Source organism: Flavobacterium sp. T12S277 (assembly GCF_048514875.1).
GTDB lineage: Bacteria > Bacteroidota > Bacteroidia > Flavobacteriales > Flavobacteriaceae > Flavobacterium.
The window spans coordinates 78,256-97,570 of the sequence record NZ_JBLYEG010000015.1 but is presented as its reverse complement, the minus strand read 5'-3'; the positions used below and the strand labels follow the sequence as shown (position 1 = coordinate 97,570).

The 19,315-nt window shown below is 37.1% G+C and carries 17 protein-coding genes; 4 read left to right on the top strand and 13 right to left on the bottom strand.

Annotated features, from left to right (window positions below):
- Positions 1-4: 4 nt before the first annotated feature.
- The 4 genes from ACN1CN_RS19155 (at position 5) to ACN1CN_RS19140 (ending at position 4,552) form a co-directional block, all read left to right on the top strand.
- Positions 5-1,819 carry a glycoside hydrolase family 2 protein gene (locus ACN1CN_RS19155; protein ID WP_419136845.1) on the top strand — a complete coding sequence of 605 codons (1,815 nt, stop codon included), beginning with the start codon at positions 5-7 and terminating at the stop codon, positions 1,817-1,819.
- A 170-nt stretch (positions 1,820-1,989) separates the two neighbouring features.
- Entirely contained in the window at positions 1,990-2,553 is a 564-nt protein-coding gene (locus tag ACN1CN_RS19150; RefSeq protein WP_264524314.1) for a DUF2911 domain-containing protein, read from the top strand.
- Between the two features lie 97 nt (positions 2,554-2,650).
- Positions 2,651-4,051 (top strand): serine hydrolase domain-containing protein, encoded by a 1,401-nt coding sequence (locus tag ACN1CN_RS19145; protein ID WP_419136842.1) that lies wholly within the window; start codon positions 2,651-2,653, stop codon positions 4,049-4,051.
- Between the two features lie 168 nt (positions 4,052-4,219).
- On the top strand, positions 4,220-4,552 hold the full coding sequence (locus ACN1CN_RS19140; protein ID WP_264524316.1) for a YegP family protein: 333 nt from the start codon (positions 4,220-4,222) through the stop codon (positions 4,550-4,552).
- A gap of 66 nt (positions 4,553-4,618) precedes the next feature.
- Here ACN1CN_RS19140 and ACN1CN_RS19135 read toward each other — a convergent pair whose 3' ends face one another.
- The 13 genes from ACN1CN_RS19135 to ACN1CN_RS19075 form a co-directional block, all read right to left on the bottom strand.
- Complete coding sequence (locus ACN1CN_RS19135; protein ID WP_264524317.1) at positions 4,619-5,011, bottom strand: helix-turn-helix transcriptional regulator; 393 nt, start codon at positions 5,009-5,011, stop codon at positions 4,619-4,621.
- 215 nt (positions 5,012-5,226) lie between these two features.
- Complete coding sequence (locus ACN1CN_RS19130) at positions 5,227-5,640, bottom strand: hypothetical protein (RefSeq protein WP_419136840.1); 414 nt, start codon at positions 5,638-5,640, stop codon at positions 5,227-5,229.
- Between the two features lie 362 nt (positions 5,641-6,002).
- Positions 6,003-6,905 carry a carbohydrate kinase family protein gene (locus ACN1CN_RS19125; protein WP_419136838.1) on the bottom strand — a complete coding sequence of 301 codons (903 nt, stop codon included), beginning with the start codon at positions 6,903-6,905 and terminating at the stop codon, positions 6,003-6,005.
- 239 nt (positions 6,906-7,144) lie between these two features.
- The gene (locus ACN1CN_RS19120) at positions 7,145-7,321 is read right to left on the bottom strand and encodes a histone H1-like protein Hc1 (protein ID WP_017495627.1); all 177 of its coding nucleotides are present in this window, start codon (positions 7,319-7,321) and stop codon (positions 7,145-7,147) included.
- A gap of 437 nt (positions 7,322-7,758) precedes the next feature.
- A complete protein-coding gene (locus ACN1CN_RS19115) occupies positions 7,759-8,292 on the bottom strand; it encodes a hypothetical protein (RefSeq protein ID WP_419136836.1) in 534 nt (177 codons plus the stop codon).
- A gap of 302 nt (positions 8,293-8,594) precedes the next feature.
- Positions 8,595-9,341, bottom strand: a complete 747-nt coding sequence (locus tag ACN1CN_RS19110; RefSeq protein ID WP_419136834.1) for a rhamnogalacturonan acetylesterase — start codon at positions 9,339-9,341, stop codon at positions 8,595-8,597.
- 115 nt (positions 9,342-9,456) lie between these two features.
- Positions 9,457-10,806 carry a glycoside hydrolase family 28 protein gene (locus ACN1CN_RS19105; RefSeq protein ID WP_419136832.1) on the bottom strand — a complete coding sequence of 450 codons (1,350 nt, stop codon included), beginning with the start codon at positions 10,804-10,806 and terminating at the stop codon, positions 9,457-9,459.
- A gap of 37 nt (positions 10,807-10,843) precedes the next feature.
- The gene (gene pelA / locus ACN1CN_RS19100) at positions 10,844-12,871 is read right to left on the bottom strand and encodes a pectate lyase (RefSeq protein WP_419136830.1); all 2,028 of its coding nucleotides are present in this window, start codon (positions 12,869-12,871) and stop codon (positions 10,844-10,846) included.
- A gap of 74 nt (positions 12,872-12,945) precedes the next feature.
- Positions 12,946-14,166, bottom strand: coding sequence for a glycoside hydrolase family 88/105 protein (locus ACN1CN_RS19095; protein WP_419136828.1), 1,221 nt, complete (start codon positions 14,164-14,166; stop codon positions 12,946-12,948).
- Positions 14,167-14,190: 24 nt separating this feature from the next.
- The gene (locus tag ACN1CN_RS19090; protein ID WP_419136827.1) at positions 14,191-15,393 is read right to left on the bottom strand and encodes a glycoside hydrolase family 88/105 protein; all 1,203 of its coding nucleotides are present in this window, start codon (positions 15,391-15,393) and stop codon (positions 14,191-14,193) included.
- Positions 15,394-15,585: 192 nt separating this feature from the next.
- Positions 15,586-16,551, bottom strand: coding sequence for a DUF4861 family protein (locus ACN1CN_RS19085; RefSeq protein WP_419136825.1), 966 nt, complete (start codon positions 16,549-16,551; stop codon positions 15,586-15,588).
- Between the two features lie 11 nt (positions 16,552-16,562).
- Positions 16,563-17,498, bottom strand: coding sequence for an alpha/beta hydrolase fold domain-containing protein (locus ACN1CN_RS19080; protein ID WP_419136824.1), 936 nt, complete (start codon positions 17,496-17,498; stop codon positions 16,563-16,565).
- 118 nt (positions 17,499-17,616) lie between these two features.
- Positions 17,617-19,308 (bottom strand): RagB/SusD family nutrient uptake outer membrane protein, encoded by a 1,692-nt coding sequence (locus tag ACN1CN_RS19075; protein ID WP_419136822.1) that lies wholly within the window; start codon positions 19,306-19,308, stop codon positions 17,617-17,619.
- Positions 19,309-19,315 lie beyond the last annotated feature (7 nt).

The following is a 19,315-nucleotide window of genomic DNA, read 5'->3' as shown; positions in this document are numbered from 1 at the left end:
ATCAATGAAAAAGCTAATCACTTTAGTGCTACTCGCCTCATCCTTTTTTGGAGTAGCGCAAAACCTGATCTCCAATGTTCCAAACCGAAATACGACCTCGTTAAACGGAGTCTGGAACTATATTGTCGATCCATACGAAACGGGCTATTACAGCTTTCATCACGACCAATACGACAAACAGACCAAGCCTTCCAATGCGGCTTTTTTTAATAACTATCATGCCGTAAACAAACAGGAACTAATTGAATATGATTTCGACAAATCTCCCAAAATCAACATTCCGGGAGACTGGACTTCACAGGTTCCGGAATTGAAGTATTACGAAGGAAATGTCTGGTTCAAGAAATCTTTCGATTATAATTTACAGGCCAAAAAACGTCTTTTTCTGTATTTTGGAGCCATTAATTACAAAGCCGATGTTTATTTAAACGGGAAGAAATTAGGAAGACACGAAGGAGGTTTTACGCCATTTAATTATGAAATCACTTCGATTGTAAAATCAAAAGACAACTATTTAGTCGTTAAAGTCGACAATACACGCCACAAAGAAGATGTTCCGACGATCAATACCGATTGGTGGAATTACGGCGGAATTACCCGTGATGTGACATTAATCGAAGAGAATGAATCGTTTGTAGAAGATTACCACATTCAGCTCAAAAAGGGCAATGTCGCTTTGATTTCCGGTTTTGTAAAAATCAATAACTTCAATTCGGCACAAAATAACATAAGCCTTTCGATTCCTGAGTTAAAGATCCATTACAAGGGAAAAATTGGTGCTGACGGAATCGTAAACTTTGAAATTCCGGCAAAAAAAATCTCGTACTGGGCACCTGAAAACCCAAAATTATACGAAGTAACAATCGGTTATAACGGCCAGCAATTAAAAGATACCATTGGTTTCAGAACCATTGAAACTCAGGGAGACAAAATCCTCCTGAATGGAAAACCAATCTTTTTGCGCGGAATTTCGATTCATGAAGAAAATGCAAAAGGCGGTCGTGCCCATTCGGAAGAAGATGCTTTGCGTCTTTTAAACTGGGCGAAGGAACTGGGCTGCAACTATGTGCGTCTTGCTCATTATCCGCATAACGAAAACATCATCAGAGTAGCCGATAAAATGGGACTCATGGTTTGGGAGGAAATTCCGGTGTACTGGACAGTTGAATTCACTAATAAAAACACCTACAAAAATGCCGAAGAGCAGTTGACAGCAGCCATTACAAGAGATAAAAACAGAGCCTGCATTATCATCTGGTCGATGGCCAATGAAACTCCTATTTCGGATGCCCGAAATACATTCATCAAAAATCTGGTGGATCACACCAAATCTTTAGACAATACCCGACTCATCAGTGCGGCTTTACTGACGCAAACCGGAGCAGACGGTTTTGGAACAATCAATGACGAAATTGGTCAGTATCTGGATCTTATTTCCTTCAATCAGTACTTAGGTTGGTATGGCGGAAAACTGGAAAATGCCGAAAAGATTTTCTGGAAAACTAAATACAACAAACCCGTGATTGTCTCTGAATTTGGAGGTGATGCCAAACAAGGTCTCAACGGTGAAAAAAACGAACGATGGACAGAGGAGTATCAGGAATACCTATACATTCAAAATCTGAAAATGATCGAAAACATACCACATCTGAGCGGCTTAAGTCCATGGATTCTGGTTGATTTCAGATCGCCAAAACGACTTTTACCCGGAATTCAGGACGGATACAACCGAAAAGGATTGATTTCCAATGACGGAAATAAAAAGAAAGCCTTTTATATTATGCAGGATTGGTATGCAAAGAAGAAAAAAGAATATTAAAAAAATTTCCTTATAAAATGATAATTTAGGAGAAAAAACAGCTGCATTCTATGTCATTCTAAATGAAACAGAAGAACCGTTAGCAATTCATTAACAAAAAACAAACCTTAATTATATGATTTTTATTCAATATTAACTTACTTTGTGGATATTCTAAAAATTGTAATTCTATGAAAAAATTAAGTTTAATGGCAGTTACTTTATTTGCTGCCTTTACAGTTCAAGCACAGGATTTAGTGAAATTTGCTCCGTTAGACGCAAGTCCGGTCGACATTTCGTACTTCCCGAATAAAGCGGTAAAATTCAAAAAAACCGATAATCCTGCTCCGGCGATTAAGGTTATTTACGCAAGACCTTCTGCTAAAGGACGTGCTATTTTTGGTGATTTAATTAAATTTGGTGAAGTTTGGCGTGTAGGTGCTAACGAAAATACCGAAATCAAGTTTTACAAACCGGTTACTATTGGCGGCGTAAATATTCCTGCCGGGACTTACAGTTTGTTTGCCATTCCTGAAAAAGACAAATGGACGATCATTATCAATAAAGAAATTGATTTGTGGGGTGCCTATGCATACGACGAGAGTAAAGATATCGCAAGAGTAAGCGTTCCCGTGAAACCGGTATCCAATACAATCGAAGCCTTATCGATTGCTTTTACCGCTCAGGGAGCTGTAGCGAATTTAGTAATTGGCTGGGACAAAACAACTGTTGAAGTTCCAATAACCATAAAGTAATTGTTTAGCGGCAGAACGATATACCAAAAGAGACACTAGTTTTAAATTAGTGTCTCTTTTTTTTCACTCATTAACATCAACCTCAAAACCAAAAAAGATGAAAAACACCTATTTATTCTTGTTTTTTTTAGGGGCAATTTGTGTCGGACATTCCCAGCAAAAGTTCAAAATTACCTATGAACAGCTAAAAGAATACGAAGGCCTTTATGAGTACCAAAACAATACCACACTACAAATCGCGGCTTCACCAAAAGATACAATTTTGTATGCGATCATCAACGAAAGCAAATATCCACTGACGCCTTCGGAAAAAGATACTTTTCTAAACTCCTCTAATGAAAAAGTGACTTTTGTACGCGATAAAACTTCTATTCTCAACGGTTATACGACGGATGAAAAGACGTTCAAACTAATCAATAAAAAAGTCATTTTCCCTAAAGAAATGTGGTACCCCAGACTGAACGTACCAAAAGATTACGTATACCTGTACCAACAACCCAAAAAAGAAAATGATGGTCTCGTGACCGGAACTATTGACAATACAGGGCTGGACAAGGCATTACTGGGCGAAATGATGCGAAAAATTGTCAACGGATCGTACCCAAACGTCCACAGTGTCCTGATTATTAAAGATGGCAAATTAGTTTTTGAGGAGTATTTTTATGAGTACAACAAAACCAAATTGCACGAAATGCGCTCGGCAACCAAAAGTTTTGTTTCGGCACTTACCGGAATCGCAATTGATAAAGGATACATTAAAAGTAAAAAAGAAACGGTACTCTCCTATTTCCCCGGTTACACTTTTAAAAACCTCAACGAAGACAAAAGACAAATTACGATTGAAAACCTGCTTACCAACCAAAGCGGACTCGATTGTGATATAAGCAATCCGAAATCTGCGGGTGATGAAACGAGCATGAACTCTTCTGACGACTGGGTTCAGTATACACTTGATTTGCCCATGATTGATGTACCCGGAGGCAAAGGAATGTACTGCTCCGGAAACCCCATTACACTTGGTAAAATAATCGAAAAAGCATCCAAAATGCCTCTGGCCGATTTTGCCAAAGAAACGCTTTTTAAAGAGCTCGGCATTAAAAACTTTAAATGGAATTTTAAACCAGATGCTTCAAGTGCCGAGACCTTCTGTCAGCTATATTTAAGTTCCAGAGATATGGCTAAACTGGGTTTGCTGTATCTCAATAAAGGCGTCTGGAACAGCAAACAGCTCATCTCTAAGGAATGGATTCAGGAATCCTTAACCAAACATACCGAAATTCAGGGGATTAATTATGGTTATTTGTGGTGGCTCAAATACCTGCAAGTCGATGGCGTCAAATATTACGGAGTAGTAGCACAGGGAAACGGTGGCCAGAAAATCTATATCTGGGAACAGCAAAACATGATTACCATTATTACAGGAGGGAATTACAACTCGCAATCCCCAAGTGACGAATTGATTCAAAAATACATTTTAAAAGCTTTTAATAAAAAATAAGTACAAATTACAATCCTGAAATTGGAGTGCAAAGCCCTGCTGCAATTGGCACAGCTGTATTTGATTAAGTATTTGATTTATTTTTTCATCCGGTTATGCTTTATACGATGAAGTTTTGTAATTTTATGAATATCAAAGAATTTAATTTTTAACTTAATCAAAAAATAGATGGGAAAATTTGTAATTACTAAAAGAGCCAATGGTGAATTTCAATTTAATTTAAAAGCTGGTAATGGGCAAACGATTCTAACAAGTGAAGGTTATACTACGAAAGCGGCCTGCTTAAACGGAATTGAGTCTGTTAAAACAAATTCGCAAGACGATGGTAGATTTGACAAACTGGAATCTAAAAGTGGAAAACCTTATTTCAACTTAAAAGCCAGTAACGGTCAGATTATCGGAGCAAGCGAAATGTATGAGAGTACAGCCGCCAGAGATAATGGAATTGCATCGGTAAAAACAAATGCACCTGAAGCTGATACAGACGATCAAACTGCATAAATACGATACAAAATAGAAAAAGATGGGGTCTTGTAACCCCATTTTTTTTGTTCCAAACTTTACCAACTAAAGCTCTCCAAATTTTTCTTTGTAACGACGTAATTCTTCTTCGGTTTTGCTTAATAATTTCTCGAGCAGTCCAATTTTATCTTCATACAAAACCTTTAAAGCGGCACTATTGTCTGAATTAATCTGAATACTTCCATTATTATTCCCTCTCACCTTATTAAAACTGTTGAAGTATCTCTGACTGTCAAAGCTGATTACATCTTCTACACTAACTTCTAAAATTCGGGCAATCTCAACCAGTTTTTCATAAGAAAGAATGGTTTTTCCCTTCTCAATTTTACTATATCCTGCCTGCGTAACACCTAACTGATCTGCCATATATTCCTGCGTATAATTTTTTAATTCTCTTATGCTTTTTATTTTACTTTTTATTGAAGTGGAAGCGGTCATAATTTTATTTGGGGGTATTTTGTATCGCTAAAAACCGACCGGTATGAAACTTTTAGTATTACCGCGATACTTTTTTAGTATACTATCCTACTACTTCAACTGGTAGGTTTATGAAGTAGACGATTTTCATTTTTTTCTGGTGGTAATAACAAAACCATACAATAGGGCAAGCGCTATCACCAGCAGATCATTTTGAGAGATTTCATCTAATAACATTATAGATTTGTTTTTGTTTTTTGTAAAAGCCTGTTAAAATTCAGGTTTAGAAACTGATCAATCTGTTTCCCTATTTCGTGACGATCTAAGACTTTGATTTTTACTTTTGTTTCTTTTTTATAAACATCTCTGACAATAACATAGTAGTCAAATTCAATGGTATTATGAAATCTTAAAATGATAAGAATGGTATAAACTAATATTGTGGGGCCGATATAATACAGCTCATTTAAATTTGAAAAAACCATCGCATAACAAGCCAAAGCGGTAGCCAGAATAAAAGCTCCGTTTTCGAGAAGATAAGTCTTCTTTTTTTTGAGTAAACCAAGTTCTGCAATTTCATTAAAACAGTATTGCCATCGTTTTGAACCATACTGAAACTGGACCTGATCCTGAGTAAGGGTAATGAACATAGTAATTAAAGGTTATTAATAAAGACAAGAAATAATTATGCTGAATGCTTAAACGTAGCGACAATTAAAAATGAATTTTGCGCTTCAAAAAGAGGCAGACTGTTGCTCTTTTTTTTGAATAAAACTCTCATTCGCAATATTACGCATTCTATGCATTTTCTTTCTTACAAACCACCTTATAGAATATAACTAAATGTTGTAATTAAATCTAAAATATCAATTTTTACTGATATTCAGGCGCAACTGATGATGATTTTACCTATTTCCGGTTTACAGCACATTGCTACCCTTATTGCTGCAAAAAATTAAAAAACCCTAATCAAAATTTTGTTTAAGGGATTACTATTTATTGCTATTGGAGATTATTCTTCCCCTCTCAGGAGGCTTTCAATTTTTGAAGTTGGAATTTTAGGATTGGCTCCCGGCGAAGCAGCAACTAAAGCTCCTGTCGCACACGCAAAATCGATTGCATATTGAGGTGTTTTTCCGGTAAGTAATGTCGTAATCAAAGCGGCTAAAAAAGAATCGCCAGCTCCTACTGTATCGATAACTTTTACAGCATATCCGCCGTTCTCATACAATTGATTTTCCCAAAGCAATAGTGCACCATGTTGCCCTCTGGTGACGCAAATGGCATTGGTATTGGTTTTCCCGGCAATAAAATGAATATTTTCCTCCAGTGTGGAAAAAGGCGAATGCAGTGCCTGGGCAATTTCTGCTAATTCTTCGTCATTGAATTTAATAAAACTGGCAGAATGCATCAAACGCTCTAAAATCTCATAGGTATAATGAGGTTTTCTTAGATTGACATCAAAAACTTTGTACACATTGGTCTGCAATAATTCTTCAAGCGACTTCCTTGATACGGCATCCCGACAAACTAGGCTTCCAAAAATCAAAACATTGGCATTGGCTGCCAGATTTCTGGCAAAATCACTCAATATAATCTTGTCCCATGCCGCCGGATGTTGAATAGTATAACTCGCCGAACCTTTATCGTTTAAGCTTACTTGAACCAAACCGGTTGAAAAATCTTCTGACCTGATAATCGCATCCGTTTCAAGTCCGAAACTTTTTATATGATTGATGAGAGCGGAGCCGTCTTCATCATTGCCTACACTACTAATCATCGCCGCTTCGCAACCTAACGATTGCATTCGCAAGGCAACGTTTAGTGGTGCGCCGCCAATCTTTTTTTCAGTAGCAAAAACATCCCAAAGTACTTCTCCATAGGCTACTGCCTTGAGATTATTTCCGTTACTCATTCTAAAAACAATTTTATATTAACAGGCTTGTTTAGTACAGTTTAGCATCGATTTTTTTCTAAAAATGGAGAAGTCAAAAAACGCTTCTCCACACATTCGACGTTATTGCAATATAATGATAAAAAGCTTTGGATATAATTAGAATCAGGTTCAAAAGTTGTGGAGTCCTAAAAAATATTTTCCATAAAAAAACCTCGTTTAAAATTCATTAAACGAGGTCTTTTTTTGAAATAAAAATATTATTTTTTAGATTCTTCGATAGAAACTTTTCTAAACTCTTTTAAAAGTTTTTCAATTTCTAAAGTTGATTTACGCGCTCTTGGACCAGCAGCTTTAACACCTTTTTCCGTTAATGATTCAGCCTCTGCTTTAAATGTTTCAATTTCGGCGTTGATTTTTACTAATAGATCGTTCATGCTTATAATTATTAAATTAAGACGCAAAAATAAAAGTTTGCATGGGAGTTACAACACTTTTGCTGTTAAATTTATCCCCATTTTTCGGGGCTTAGCTTAACAATAAATTTACTTCTTCATTTTTCAGCATCCCGTTTTACACAATAAACTAATAGTCAATATCTTATTTTTCTAACCCGATAATTCCTGCCTTGTAGCGCACTCAAAAGTATTTTTTATAAAATTTCGTTTTCTCTCTTCAAAACCTCAAAAAAGCAACTTTTTGCTCCATCCGACAACTGCAATTTGCTGTTTTATTGGAGAAAATCTACCCAAAATGGACCTGATTGAACTAAAAGTGCTTCAAAAGTGACTGTATTTAGAAGGAACGTAGAGAACAAAGAAAAGTTTATTTCTCTATTTCAATTTTTACTTTTACAAAAAGCTGTTCCTCCAAATCAGATTCTTTCTACAGGAGTTACATTGCCATCTATAAATGCAATTAACTCGGCTATTTTATGACAGCAATTGTCTTTAGTAGAAATTGAAATGATGTAGGCATTTTTGTCTCTGATGTATAATAAAAAGAAGTCTTTGGTGAGAATCGCCTTTTCAATCTGACACCATTGATGGGTGAACCCGCCTAATGGCGAATGTACTCCAATAAATGAATTGGTAAAACTAAATTTATACCTGCGCAAAAGACGGTCAAATTTCAATAATTTTTTGATTAAGCGAAAAGTTACTTTACAAATTGTATTTACAATCAAACAGTGAAAAAGTAAAAAGAAAATCACCAGAATTAAATCTCTTAAAATCCATTGGAAAAAATCGTGGTTATGGTCCCCTCCCAAAAAAACAATTCCTAACAAGACGATGGCCAAAAAAAACGTTACTCTTTTTTTGTACAAATCTTTGAAATACATTTTATTCATAGTACGTATTTCCGCATTGTTCAGATCAAACTCTAAAGAAAAGGCAGAGGTGCTCATATGCTGTTGTTCTAATTATTTTTTAATAATTAATTTTCCTTTAATCCAATCTTGTTTTCCTGAAAAAACGATCCTTTCATAAAGTTCTGAGCAAATTTAGACGCAACTTTTTTTTTCGGGCACCGCTAGAAGCCATTAAACTATCGTGATAAGACAAATCTTCAATTGGTACACATAAAGAACTTTTATACCTGTTTAACAACCACTTAAAAGTGGTTCTGAGTCACTTTCCCCATAGCTCTAAATAAAAAAAGAGAGAACCTCCGTTCTCTCTTTTTTGAAAATATCATTCTTAAACTGTTTTATCTAATTCCTTTTTTAAGCAAAGCTAAAGCAGGATCTGTACTTATTTTTATCTGGTTGATTACAAGCTGAGCGATTGCTGTAGCTCCTTTTAATGACAAATGAGTATCATCACTTTTATCTTTGTCGTAATAGGCATTTTCACCCGCTTTAAAATGCAAATGCAGCTGTTTCGATTGCTCGGGTCCATAAGTTTGTTCCAGTATTTCTGTATAGTATTCCAGGTCAATAAAAGGAACTTTATACTCCTGGGCTACCCATCTGGTTTCTAAAGGATAATCGCCATGCGTAGGCACCAAAACTCCTTTCTCATTAAAATTGCGTCTCGCGATGGAGGTCAATAATACAGGGATTGCTCCTTTTTCCCGACTTTCTTTTACAAATTTAATCAAATTGTAGCGGTAGCTTGTATGGGGATTTGTATAACGGGTTGAATCTTCTATTTTTTCATCATTATGTCCAAACTCAATAAAAACGTAGTCTCCTTTTTTAAGCTTTTTATAAATAGAATCCCATCGCTTTTCGTTGATAAAACTTTTTGTACTTCGCCCGTTTACTGCTTTATTCTCCACTTTTACATCTTTGGTAAAAAAAGGCTGTAACACCTGCGCCCATCCATGTTCCGGATTACGTTCAGGATCTTTTTTATTGGCCATTGTAGAATCGCCAATCGTATAAAGTGTTGTTTTCTGAGCGAAACAAGCCACTGAAAACAAACACATAAGTAACAGATAGTATTTCATCATTTGATTTATAATTAATGCGTAGGGGTAAATATTCAACACCCAGAAACATATTTTCGTACTACAAAAAAAGCTTAGCACCTAAGTACCTCAGCATCTTAGACCCTCAAGAAAAAATCTACTTCGCTGCTGTTGGTACCGTTGCTTTTTCTCCGATAACCACTTCATTAAGCAGCACATTTTCTGCATTCTCACTCGAGATGGCATTTTTTGCCCATTTGATAGTAATATGTTTTAAAGAGATGTTACGAACTTTTTTATCCGGAAACCCCTGAATTACGATTCCCGATTCCGTGGCTTTATTACACGTAATATTCGAGAAAAAAATATTAGACAGGTCAGACTGAAAACCACTTCCTTCCCCATGATAATTGGCCGTGATGTACAAACAATCTTCTACCTCATCCAGCTTTATGTTTCGGACAAATACATTTCTGATGAAACCACCACGGTCAGCATTAGTTTTCAAATAAATGCCTCTCTTTAAATAGCCTGCCGTTTTACAGTTCTCTACAAATATATTTTGAACTCCAGCCGACATTTCACTGCCAATTACAACGCCGTGAAGTCCTTTAAAATTACAGTTTCTGATCACAATATTTTCACTTGGTGTAGCTGAATTAGCTCTTCCCTCATGATCTCTTCCGGCTTTGATAGCCACGTTATCGTCACCATTATCAAAGGTTACATTTTCAATTAAAACATCTTTTGCATACTCAGGATCAATTCCGTCGTTGTTATAATTCAGTGATTTATAACGAACCCCGCGTACCGTAATACTTTGTGATTTCAATAAATGCAAACACCAGAAAGGAGAATTTTCAATTCGAATATTCTCGACTAAAATGTTCCTGCAATTAAAAAACTGAATCATTTGCGGACGTAAAAAATAGCCTTCTCCAAATTTCCTGTCTTTCAAAGCTACGTTATTGTGATTCATGTCACGGCTTCTGTTTTTTCCGGGGCCTTCCTTCGCTTTAAAACTTTTCCAGATTTTAGCTCCTTCTCCATCCAGAGTTCCCTCGCCAGTTATGGCAATATTCGAGCAGTCATAAGCATAAATCAATGGACTGTAATTGTAGAGCATGGTCCCTTCCCAACTCGTTAAAACCATGGGTAAATAATCTTCCGGGTTATCACTGAACTTAATTTTTGCTCCTTTTTCCAGTTTAAGATTGACATTACTCACAAAATGAATCGGGCCGTTTATTTTATAGATTCCTTTGGGAACAACAATCGTTCCGCCATTGTTCTTTTTACACAGCGCCATTGCTTTGTCAAAAAAGGGTTTGTTATTGGTAATAGAATCTCCCTTTGCCCCCAATTTCAGAACATTAATTTGATACGAAGGAAATACCGGAAGCTGAATTCGATTCACAATTGAATCTACTTTTGCTGATGGAAATTCGGTATGCTGAGCCACAGAAATCCAGGTGATGAATAGAAGAATGAAGTATTTAAGATTCATGTTTTTTTATAGGTTCTGAGGTGCTAAGTTTTTTTTTCTATTGCTGTACAGTTGTCAGGCCTGAATACCAGTTGGCAATTGAATCTTTCAAAATGTTGTCTATCGTATATTTTTCTGCATCTTTTTTCTCAAGTTGATGCGACCACGAAACTCTTTTTGCAGACGAAGCTCCTTCGCCTTTGCAATTGTATTCAGCATAAAAAGCTGTTTTTTCCGCTTCGGGTTTCGACCAGTTTTCCCATCCTTCCGGTCTGATATGTTTTGCCATATCGCACTCGATATAAACTGTTTTGGCATAAATACGCCAGGGTCTACCGAGATAAACTGCGGTTGCTGATGGCGCTGCTGTAAGTCTGCAATTTTTAAAAACAAATCCAAAAGCAGTTCCTTCGGGCGTTGAAGCGGCAGTAATATATGAGTTTTTGAGACTGTGGATTTCGCAGTTTTCAAATAAGGCTGTTGCGCTTCCAAAAATAAAATCGGTGGTTCCTTCAATGTAACAATCTTTGATATACTGTTTGGCTTCTTTCCCTGACAGGTATAAGGTATCCTGATTTCCCAGAATATTACAGTTTAAAATCTGTACCCGATTGGCTACGACAGAGAGTGCAATCGCCTGACCATTGTCGCCCGAAGCATTTTTGATCGTTAAATTTGATGCCGAAAAATCATCCCCTTCTACCAAGACTGTATAGGTATAAAAAGTACTGTTTCTCCCCGTATTAATTTTGGAAAAATTGTCATCAAAAACGATCACTGTGTTCTCTTTGCTTTCACCAATTAGCGCCAGCTGTGTATTCCATTCCGGGATTCTGATTTTTTCATTGTACGTTCCGTTTTTCACAAAAACAGTGATTTTTTCGTAGGGAAATGACGGGGCAGCATTTATAGCGTCCTGGATTTTTGTAAAATCACCTGAACCGTCTTGAGCGACCGTAATGAAGTTACTCTTTTTTTTTTCAAACGGTTCTTTAGCTGAAATTTTCAGTCCGTTTTTTGCTGCCCAGGCCGCGTATTTTTTAAGTACTTCTTTGGGTGCATCTGAATACCAGGAATAACCGTTTCGTCTTTCAGCACCAATCTCTTCTAAAGATTTTTTCCTGATTCCGTCACGATCGCAGAAAAAGGGTTCGTTGGTCGAAAGATCCATAAATCTTGCCCAAATTGGAGCCGAATTCTGTGTTACGATCATTTTTTTATCAATGATTTTTCCATCCTCATTTAAAATACGTTTTTCTTCAAGATTGGTAATTTTTGTTTTTTCAAACCAGGCCTGCGCATTTTGTACAGCCGTTATAATTTGTGGAGAAGGCTTTTCTATTGCCATTAAAAGCAGTACAATCTTTGCCGATTCAGAACCACTTAACGACGCCAATTCGAATGCCCTTGCATTTGCTGGCGCAAGAGTAACTTCATCGTGCTGTGCACACCAGGCGGTTAAAAAGCCATTTTGCCTGTACTGTGTTTTTAAAATACAGTCGATTCCTTTTTCGAAAGCTGCTTTCGCTTTTTCAACAATTGCTTTGGCTGGTTTTATACTAAAATAATTCGTTTCCTCGCTCACTTGTCTTATGGTGTTCAGAATGTTCACCATAGAATCGTCATTGTAAGTAATGTGTGTGTAATAGCCTTTTTTTAAAGGATAAAACTGAGGCCATCCTCCATTTTTGTATTGCGCATCGAGCAGGTACTGAAATCCCTTTAAAAAAGATTGCTGGTAGCGATCGTCTTTTACCTGTGTGTACATTTTCGACATGAAAAGCATTTCCTGACAAGTTGCTCCATTGTCTGTCGTTGTTTCTGCAGTTGTTTTTTTGAGTGCAAGCAGCTCCTTTTTCTGCTCGGGCGTTAGCTCTTTCTGCATCTGAATGTTCTTTGGCCAGCCACCTATATCCCTTTGATACAGTAAAACATTCTCTGCTATTTTTTTTGCTTCATCGGTACCAAACCAGGCTGCATCACTTTTCCGAATAATATCCGGCCAGTTTTTATAGCTGTTCTGTGCCTGAATACCAAAACTCAGAACCATACCAAAAAGCAATAGGATATTTTTTAACTTAATCATTATAAAATTTTATTTTGTTACTTTAACCCAATTAAACCCAACAGGTTTTAAAAACCTGTCGGGTTAATTCTATTTTATCTGTTTAATTCGACAGCTGCCAGAATAAACGGTCCGGTCGCTTTAGGATCGTTGTCTTTTTTCTTTTCGTTTACATAGTAGGTGTACGAACCATCACGATAAGGATTACCGCCTAAACCTGCCACCTGACAGGCTTGTGTAAGTGTAATTCCGCCATCAGCATCTACCTTTATCAATTGTTTGGTCAAACCGTCAAAAGCTTTACTGGCCAGGCTTTTGTATTTTGCTGGCAGGTATCCTTTATTGGCTCCTTTTGCAAAAGCATAAGCAAACATAGAAGATCCCGAAGCTTCAAGATAGTTTCCTTCTGCACCACCTTTGTCTGTAACCTGATACCATAAACCGGATTTGTCCTGATATTTAGCCAAAGCAGCCGAAACACTATTGAGGTATTTTACCAGTTCTTTTTGTTTTGGATGATTTTTAGGAAAATAATCGAGGGCATCAACCAATGCCATCGCGTACCAGCCTAAAGCTCTGGACCAAAAGTTTGGAGAGGTTCCGTTTTCTTTATTCGCCCATGCCATTGCTTTGCTTTCATCCCAACCGTGGTACAATAATCCCGTTTTGGGATCTGTGGCATGCAATTGAATCAACTCAAATTGTTTCGCAACATCATCAAGATTTTTTCCTCCTTCAAAAGTAACAGTATATTGCGCATAAAATGGTTCTCCCATATACAAACCGTCCAGCCACATTTGGTTGGGATAGATTTGTTTGTGCCAAAATCCACCACTTGCCGTTCTGGGCTGTTCTGCCAATTGTTTGCGTAATAGTTGAAGTGCTTTTAAATATTTTTCTTCCTTAGTAGCGGCATAAGTCTGAAACAGCAAACGTCCCGGCACAATTAAGTCAATATTGTATTTGTCTAACTCATAGGTTTTAATGGTTCCATCATTCTGAACCAAAGTATCCAGGTAGCTTTTTACATAAGCCGCGTACCTTGGATCCGGATTCTTTTTGTACAATTCTGCAATAGCATGCAAAACCAATCCATGAACATAATCCCATTTTGGTGTTTTCGAATCATCAATTTTATAACTTTCAGGATGGCGTTTCATTAAAGTCAAAGTCATTTTATCGGACCATTTTAGATCTTTACCAATGACAATTTCCTTTTTTGACGTTACCTGAGAAGTCACTTTACAGCTTGTAAAGGCCATCAGACAAACTAAAGCCACTGCTGTAAAACAACCTTTCGTTCTATTATTTTTCATTTTTAAACTATATTTTAGATTCTACTATTTTTCCAATTCTAATGCACTGAGCAGAAAGGCTGCAAGCGCTGGTGAGCTATTATCCTTTGTTTTGCTTTTGATGTAATACTCATTTGTTCCGTCCCGAAATGGTTTTCCTCCTAAACCTACATTCGAAGATACTTTTGAAATAATGATATGTCCCTGACTGTCTTTGCTTACAAATTCTTTCAGATAGGCTTTAAATGATTCTTCGGCTGTTTTTTTATATATCGGTTTCAGGTATCCTTTATTCGCCCCTTTCGCTAAAGCATAAATAATCATAGCCGAGGCCGAAGATTCTAAAAAGTTCCCATTCATTTCAGGCTTATCTGCAACCTGATACCACAAACCTGATGCACTTTTATGCTGCATGACACTTTTTGCAATTTGATTCAGATCTTCTGTCAGCGCTTTATATTTAGGATGTGTTTTTGGATAATACTCCAAGGTTTCAACCAAAGCCATCATATACCAGCCAATGCCACGTCCCCAAATCGTTGGTGAAGTTCCTGTTTCTGGATTTGCCCAAGCAATTTCTTTGCTTTCATCCCAAGCCTGATAAACCAAGCCTGTTTTTTTATCCACTAAATGTGTCTGTACCAATTCAAATTGCTTTGCAATATCGTTTAAAGCTTTACCATTTTCAAATCTAACCGTATACTCGGTGTAAAAAGGTTCGGCCATGTACAAACCGTCAATCCACATTTGATTGGGATAAATTTGTTTGTGCCAGAATCCGCCACTGGCTGTTCTGGGCTGGTTTTCAAGCTGTTTTCTTAATTCCTGCAGTACTTTTAAATAACGTTTGTCTTTCGTTTCATCGTACAGCTTAAACAGTAATTTTCCAGGATTGGCACAATCGATATTGTACTCATCTCTCTCATATTTACTATTATTTCCATCGGCATCAATCAGTTCGTCTGCATATTCTTTGATATAATTGAAGTATTTTTTATCGTTTGTTTTTCGATATAATTTTTCAAAAGCCGATAATACCAATCCCATTTTATAATCCCATTTGGGCTTTTCGGTCCCATCGATCTGCCAGGCTTGCGGGTATTTATCCAAAATCGTAAGTGCTGTTCTCTCCGACCATTTTAGATTATCAAGCAAGACGCTATTTTCATGTGTCTGTGCTATTGTTTTAGTACTGATCATCAGCAACAAAACAATAAGGTTAATTTTTATAAAAGTCGGTTTACGCATAAAATTATATTCTTGCAATTGATGTTTTTTTGCCACAGATTACAACGATTAAAATGGATTAAGCTAACTTGTGTTTTAAATTGCGAATATTTTTCTCTCGCAGATCTTGCAGATTATGCAGATTTTTTAATCTCTAATCCTTTTATCTGTGATCTATTTTTAAACTACATTTTACATATCACATCTTACATTCTACATCTTCCCCTTTCTATTCAACACCTCCAGCTTTTCATCTAAATATTTTACAAATTCTTCTTTCGATTTAATTCCGTTTTGTTCTTGTTCCCAAGCACCTAAAAGGTAAAAAGAAGTCGCTTTTGTTGTTGGTTTGAATACTAAAAGATAATCTAAATCTGTATCCGGGGTACTCTCAATTGTGCCGATTTCATAAAAAATAGCCATTCCTAATTTATCCGGAACTAATGACTGCTGCCCGTATGTTGCCAAATAAGCCCATTTTTTATTTTTACTTTCTTTTTTAAGAAGTTCCGTGTTTTTTTGCTTTACAATTCCGGTGCAAATTCCCTTAATTTCTTTGGATGCCTGAATGGTGTGTTTGGTATACAGTTCGTTTGGTTTGATGGTCAAAACTGATGTGAAATCGATTTTTTCAGAAGCGGTTTTCCAACCATAGTACTGCACTTTTACACCCGATTCATTGGTTTTGTTTACTACTGTTGCAATGGTAGAATCCACTTCATGGAAATGTAATTTTTCATTGTTTAAATAGCGGTCTATTGAACCAATTCCGATTCCTTTTCCGGCTTTCAGAATATCAGCACCCCAATCGCTCATCTCATGATACGAATCAAAATTATCCTGTCCCACTTTTGGCAAAATAATTTCTGCTGTTTTTTTTCCAAATATATCAATCGCATTTCTCCAGTCTAAATACAAACGATATCCAATGCGGTTATTTTCCCAACCCGGTCCTTCGTAACGAATATCAAATGAGTGATCGGTATGTTCCGGCGACAATTTGAGTCTGTCAACATTTTTGAATACTGTTCCGCCAATGTATTTACGACCTTCCCACTTTCCGTCTGTTTTAGCAGATATTTCGGCATAGGTTTTAGCGGTTTTTAGATCCTGTTTTTGCGCATTAACTGCTGTAATACCAACTAAAAGTAAGGTCGCTAAGGTGATTTTCGTTTTCATTTTTATTGTAATTATTTAAATACTTTGTTTAAAAATTGTGTGGCATAATAAACCGTTTCATCCAACCACGGCTGAAAAAACCAAAAGGAATGCGGTGAATTCTGAATTGTTCTGACCTCATTGTAAATTTTATGCTGATTTAAAATCGCAATCATATCGTCTCTGCCGGCATGAAACCGATCAAAACTACTGTTGATAAAGAGTATTGGCGGCGTATTTTTATCCGTGTGCCTTAACGCTGCTGCCTGCTCCCAATTCTCAGGATTCTCCTGATAGGTTCCATTTAACCAAAAAGCTGCCATTTCTCTTTCTTCCGATTCAGGATGTTTAAATGCTAAAATTCCGTCAACATCAACTATTGCCTGCACTTTTGACGACGATACACTCCTGTTCCGAGGATCTTCAAATGCTAAATTCTCATTTGTTGTACCAATCAAAGCTGCCATCTGACCTCCTGATGAGCATCCCAAAATGGCAATTTTGTCCGGATCTACATGGAATTTTTTCGCATTGTCTTTTACAAATTTAATGGCATTTTTTACATCATAAATCGCTTGCGGATATTTTGCTTCCGGTGATAATCTGTATTCGATTGCAAAACACGAATATCCTTTTGCGCTTATTGCCTGTCCTAAAACCTGCAGCTGCTTTTTATTCCCGGATTTCCAGCCTCCCCCATGAATGAGAATGACTCCCGGATTTGCCTTTTTACCTTTATTCCAATAGGCGTCCAGATGTAACTCCCTCTTTTCAATTTTATCATAGACTATATCCTCTATTTGAAGAACATTTGCCTTGTTGTCTGCTTCCGCTATTTTTATAAACGGATATTTCTTAATTAGTTTGGCATAGGTGCTTTTTTCGGTATAGGAAGTATCAACGGCATACTGGTTTTGTGCCAGCATAACCTTCGAAAAAAGCAATAAAACAATCCCTATTCTTTTCATTTACCTGCTCTGGTTTTTAGTTAAAAGGAGTCCGATTCCGGGTCGAACCCCTTTTTAACTGCCTCAAAAAAAAAAAAACGAACCTCAAAATTTTTAAACTACTAATTATAAAAGCCTGTTAATAAGCCGGGTTTTGAGGATAATTTTTACTTCTGTTCAAATCTAATGCTGACTGAGGGATTGGTCTTAGTATTTTAAGATTGCCATTTTGCCCGCTAAAGACGTTTGCATTTGTGATTTTAGGATTGTATAAAACCGCTCTTTGCACTAAGGTACCGGTACGTTTCAAATCGAACCAACGGTGGTACTCGCCTAATAATTCTCTTCCTCTTTCATCTAATATAGTATTGATATCAATGGCGGTCATTACCGGAATTGCTCCGACTACTCCACCACCTGCTCTTCTTCTTACTTCATTTAAACGTGCTAAAGCTGTCGCAGGCTGACCGGCTTTAAAATAAGCTTCGGCGGCTACCAAATAGGTTTCTCCAAGTCTTGCTACAATAAAATCACGGCTACTGCTTCTGTTGGTTGCCGGTGTGATCGGTGTGGTGTTGTAGTTTGCACTGGTTGCACCGCTATAGGGAGCGTTTGGATCGTCAAATTTACGAACCGGAATCAGGTTGTAGTCACCCCCTGAAGCTGCTGCTGAAGAATAGGTTCCCCAATTGTGATATCTGAAAGTTGCTGCATTTGCTTTTCTTGAAGCATTAGCCGTATTCCAGGCTGCTCTATCGGCCAAAGTAAACCAACGAGGCTCATAAAAATCTGTAATTTTTAATGCTGTTTTATCTGCTACAGTGTAAAAATCATAGTATTTGCTGTAGATTTCTGTCATGAAGGTATTCTCCCAACGTTTGTCGCCCTGCTCATACAGCGATAATGCGTAAACTGTAGGGCAAAGTGTGTAACTTCTGTTTGGATAAGGATTACCTGCTGCTGCCGCTCCTAAATACGAGCTAAACCAGTAGTTTTGCGAACTTCCCAAAGCTGTTGGACCGGTAGCATTTGACGCTACAGAAAACTGAACAGAGAAGATCGTTTCTGCATTCATTTCGTTTCCTGGTTTTACCACGTCGGCAAAAGAAATATTAAGTGGCTGTCCCGCAATTACCTGATCGGCTAAATTGGCCGCGGTTGTAAAATCTGCCGCAGTTCCAAAAGTTTCATAACCTTTCGTCAAATATACTTTTGCCAGTAAATCCTGAACGGCTCTTTTATTAATTCTTCCTGTGTAGGCGCCTGTAGCCACTGCAGGTAAGGCTTCGTTAAGATCTTTTAAAATTTGAGTGTATACTTCTTCTGCCGAATTTCTGTCGAAAGAAGTCACAGCAGTGTTGATATTTTCCAATACAACAGGAACACCTCCGTAGGTCTGAACCAAAAGAAAATAAGCATTTGCTCTTAAAAATTTAAGTTCTCCCACTCTTGTATCTACGGTACTTGCTTTTTCGGTAAGGGTTGAATAGTACAATCCTTTGTTGGCTTGCTGAATGGCCATGTAACAAGTTCTGTATAACAAATCTACTCCCGCAGAAGACGAAGAAAGGGTTAAATATTTAGCCAGTCCTTCCGGTTCCTGATTTCTTCCTTCAGAGTACATATCGGTACCTGCTTCAAACAACCACGGATCACCACCGTAAATGTCTTTTAAAGTTGCATAATTGGTGTTTACCAAAGACTCAAACCCGGGTGCCGTAAGAAAATATTGTTCTGCCGAACCGAAGGCACGATTGTCTTCTTCTATAAAATTGGAGCACGAATTTAATGTCGTCACCAGTATTCCTAAAACTATTAGTATTTTTTTCATTTTTCTT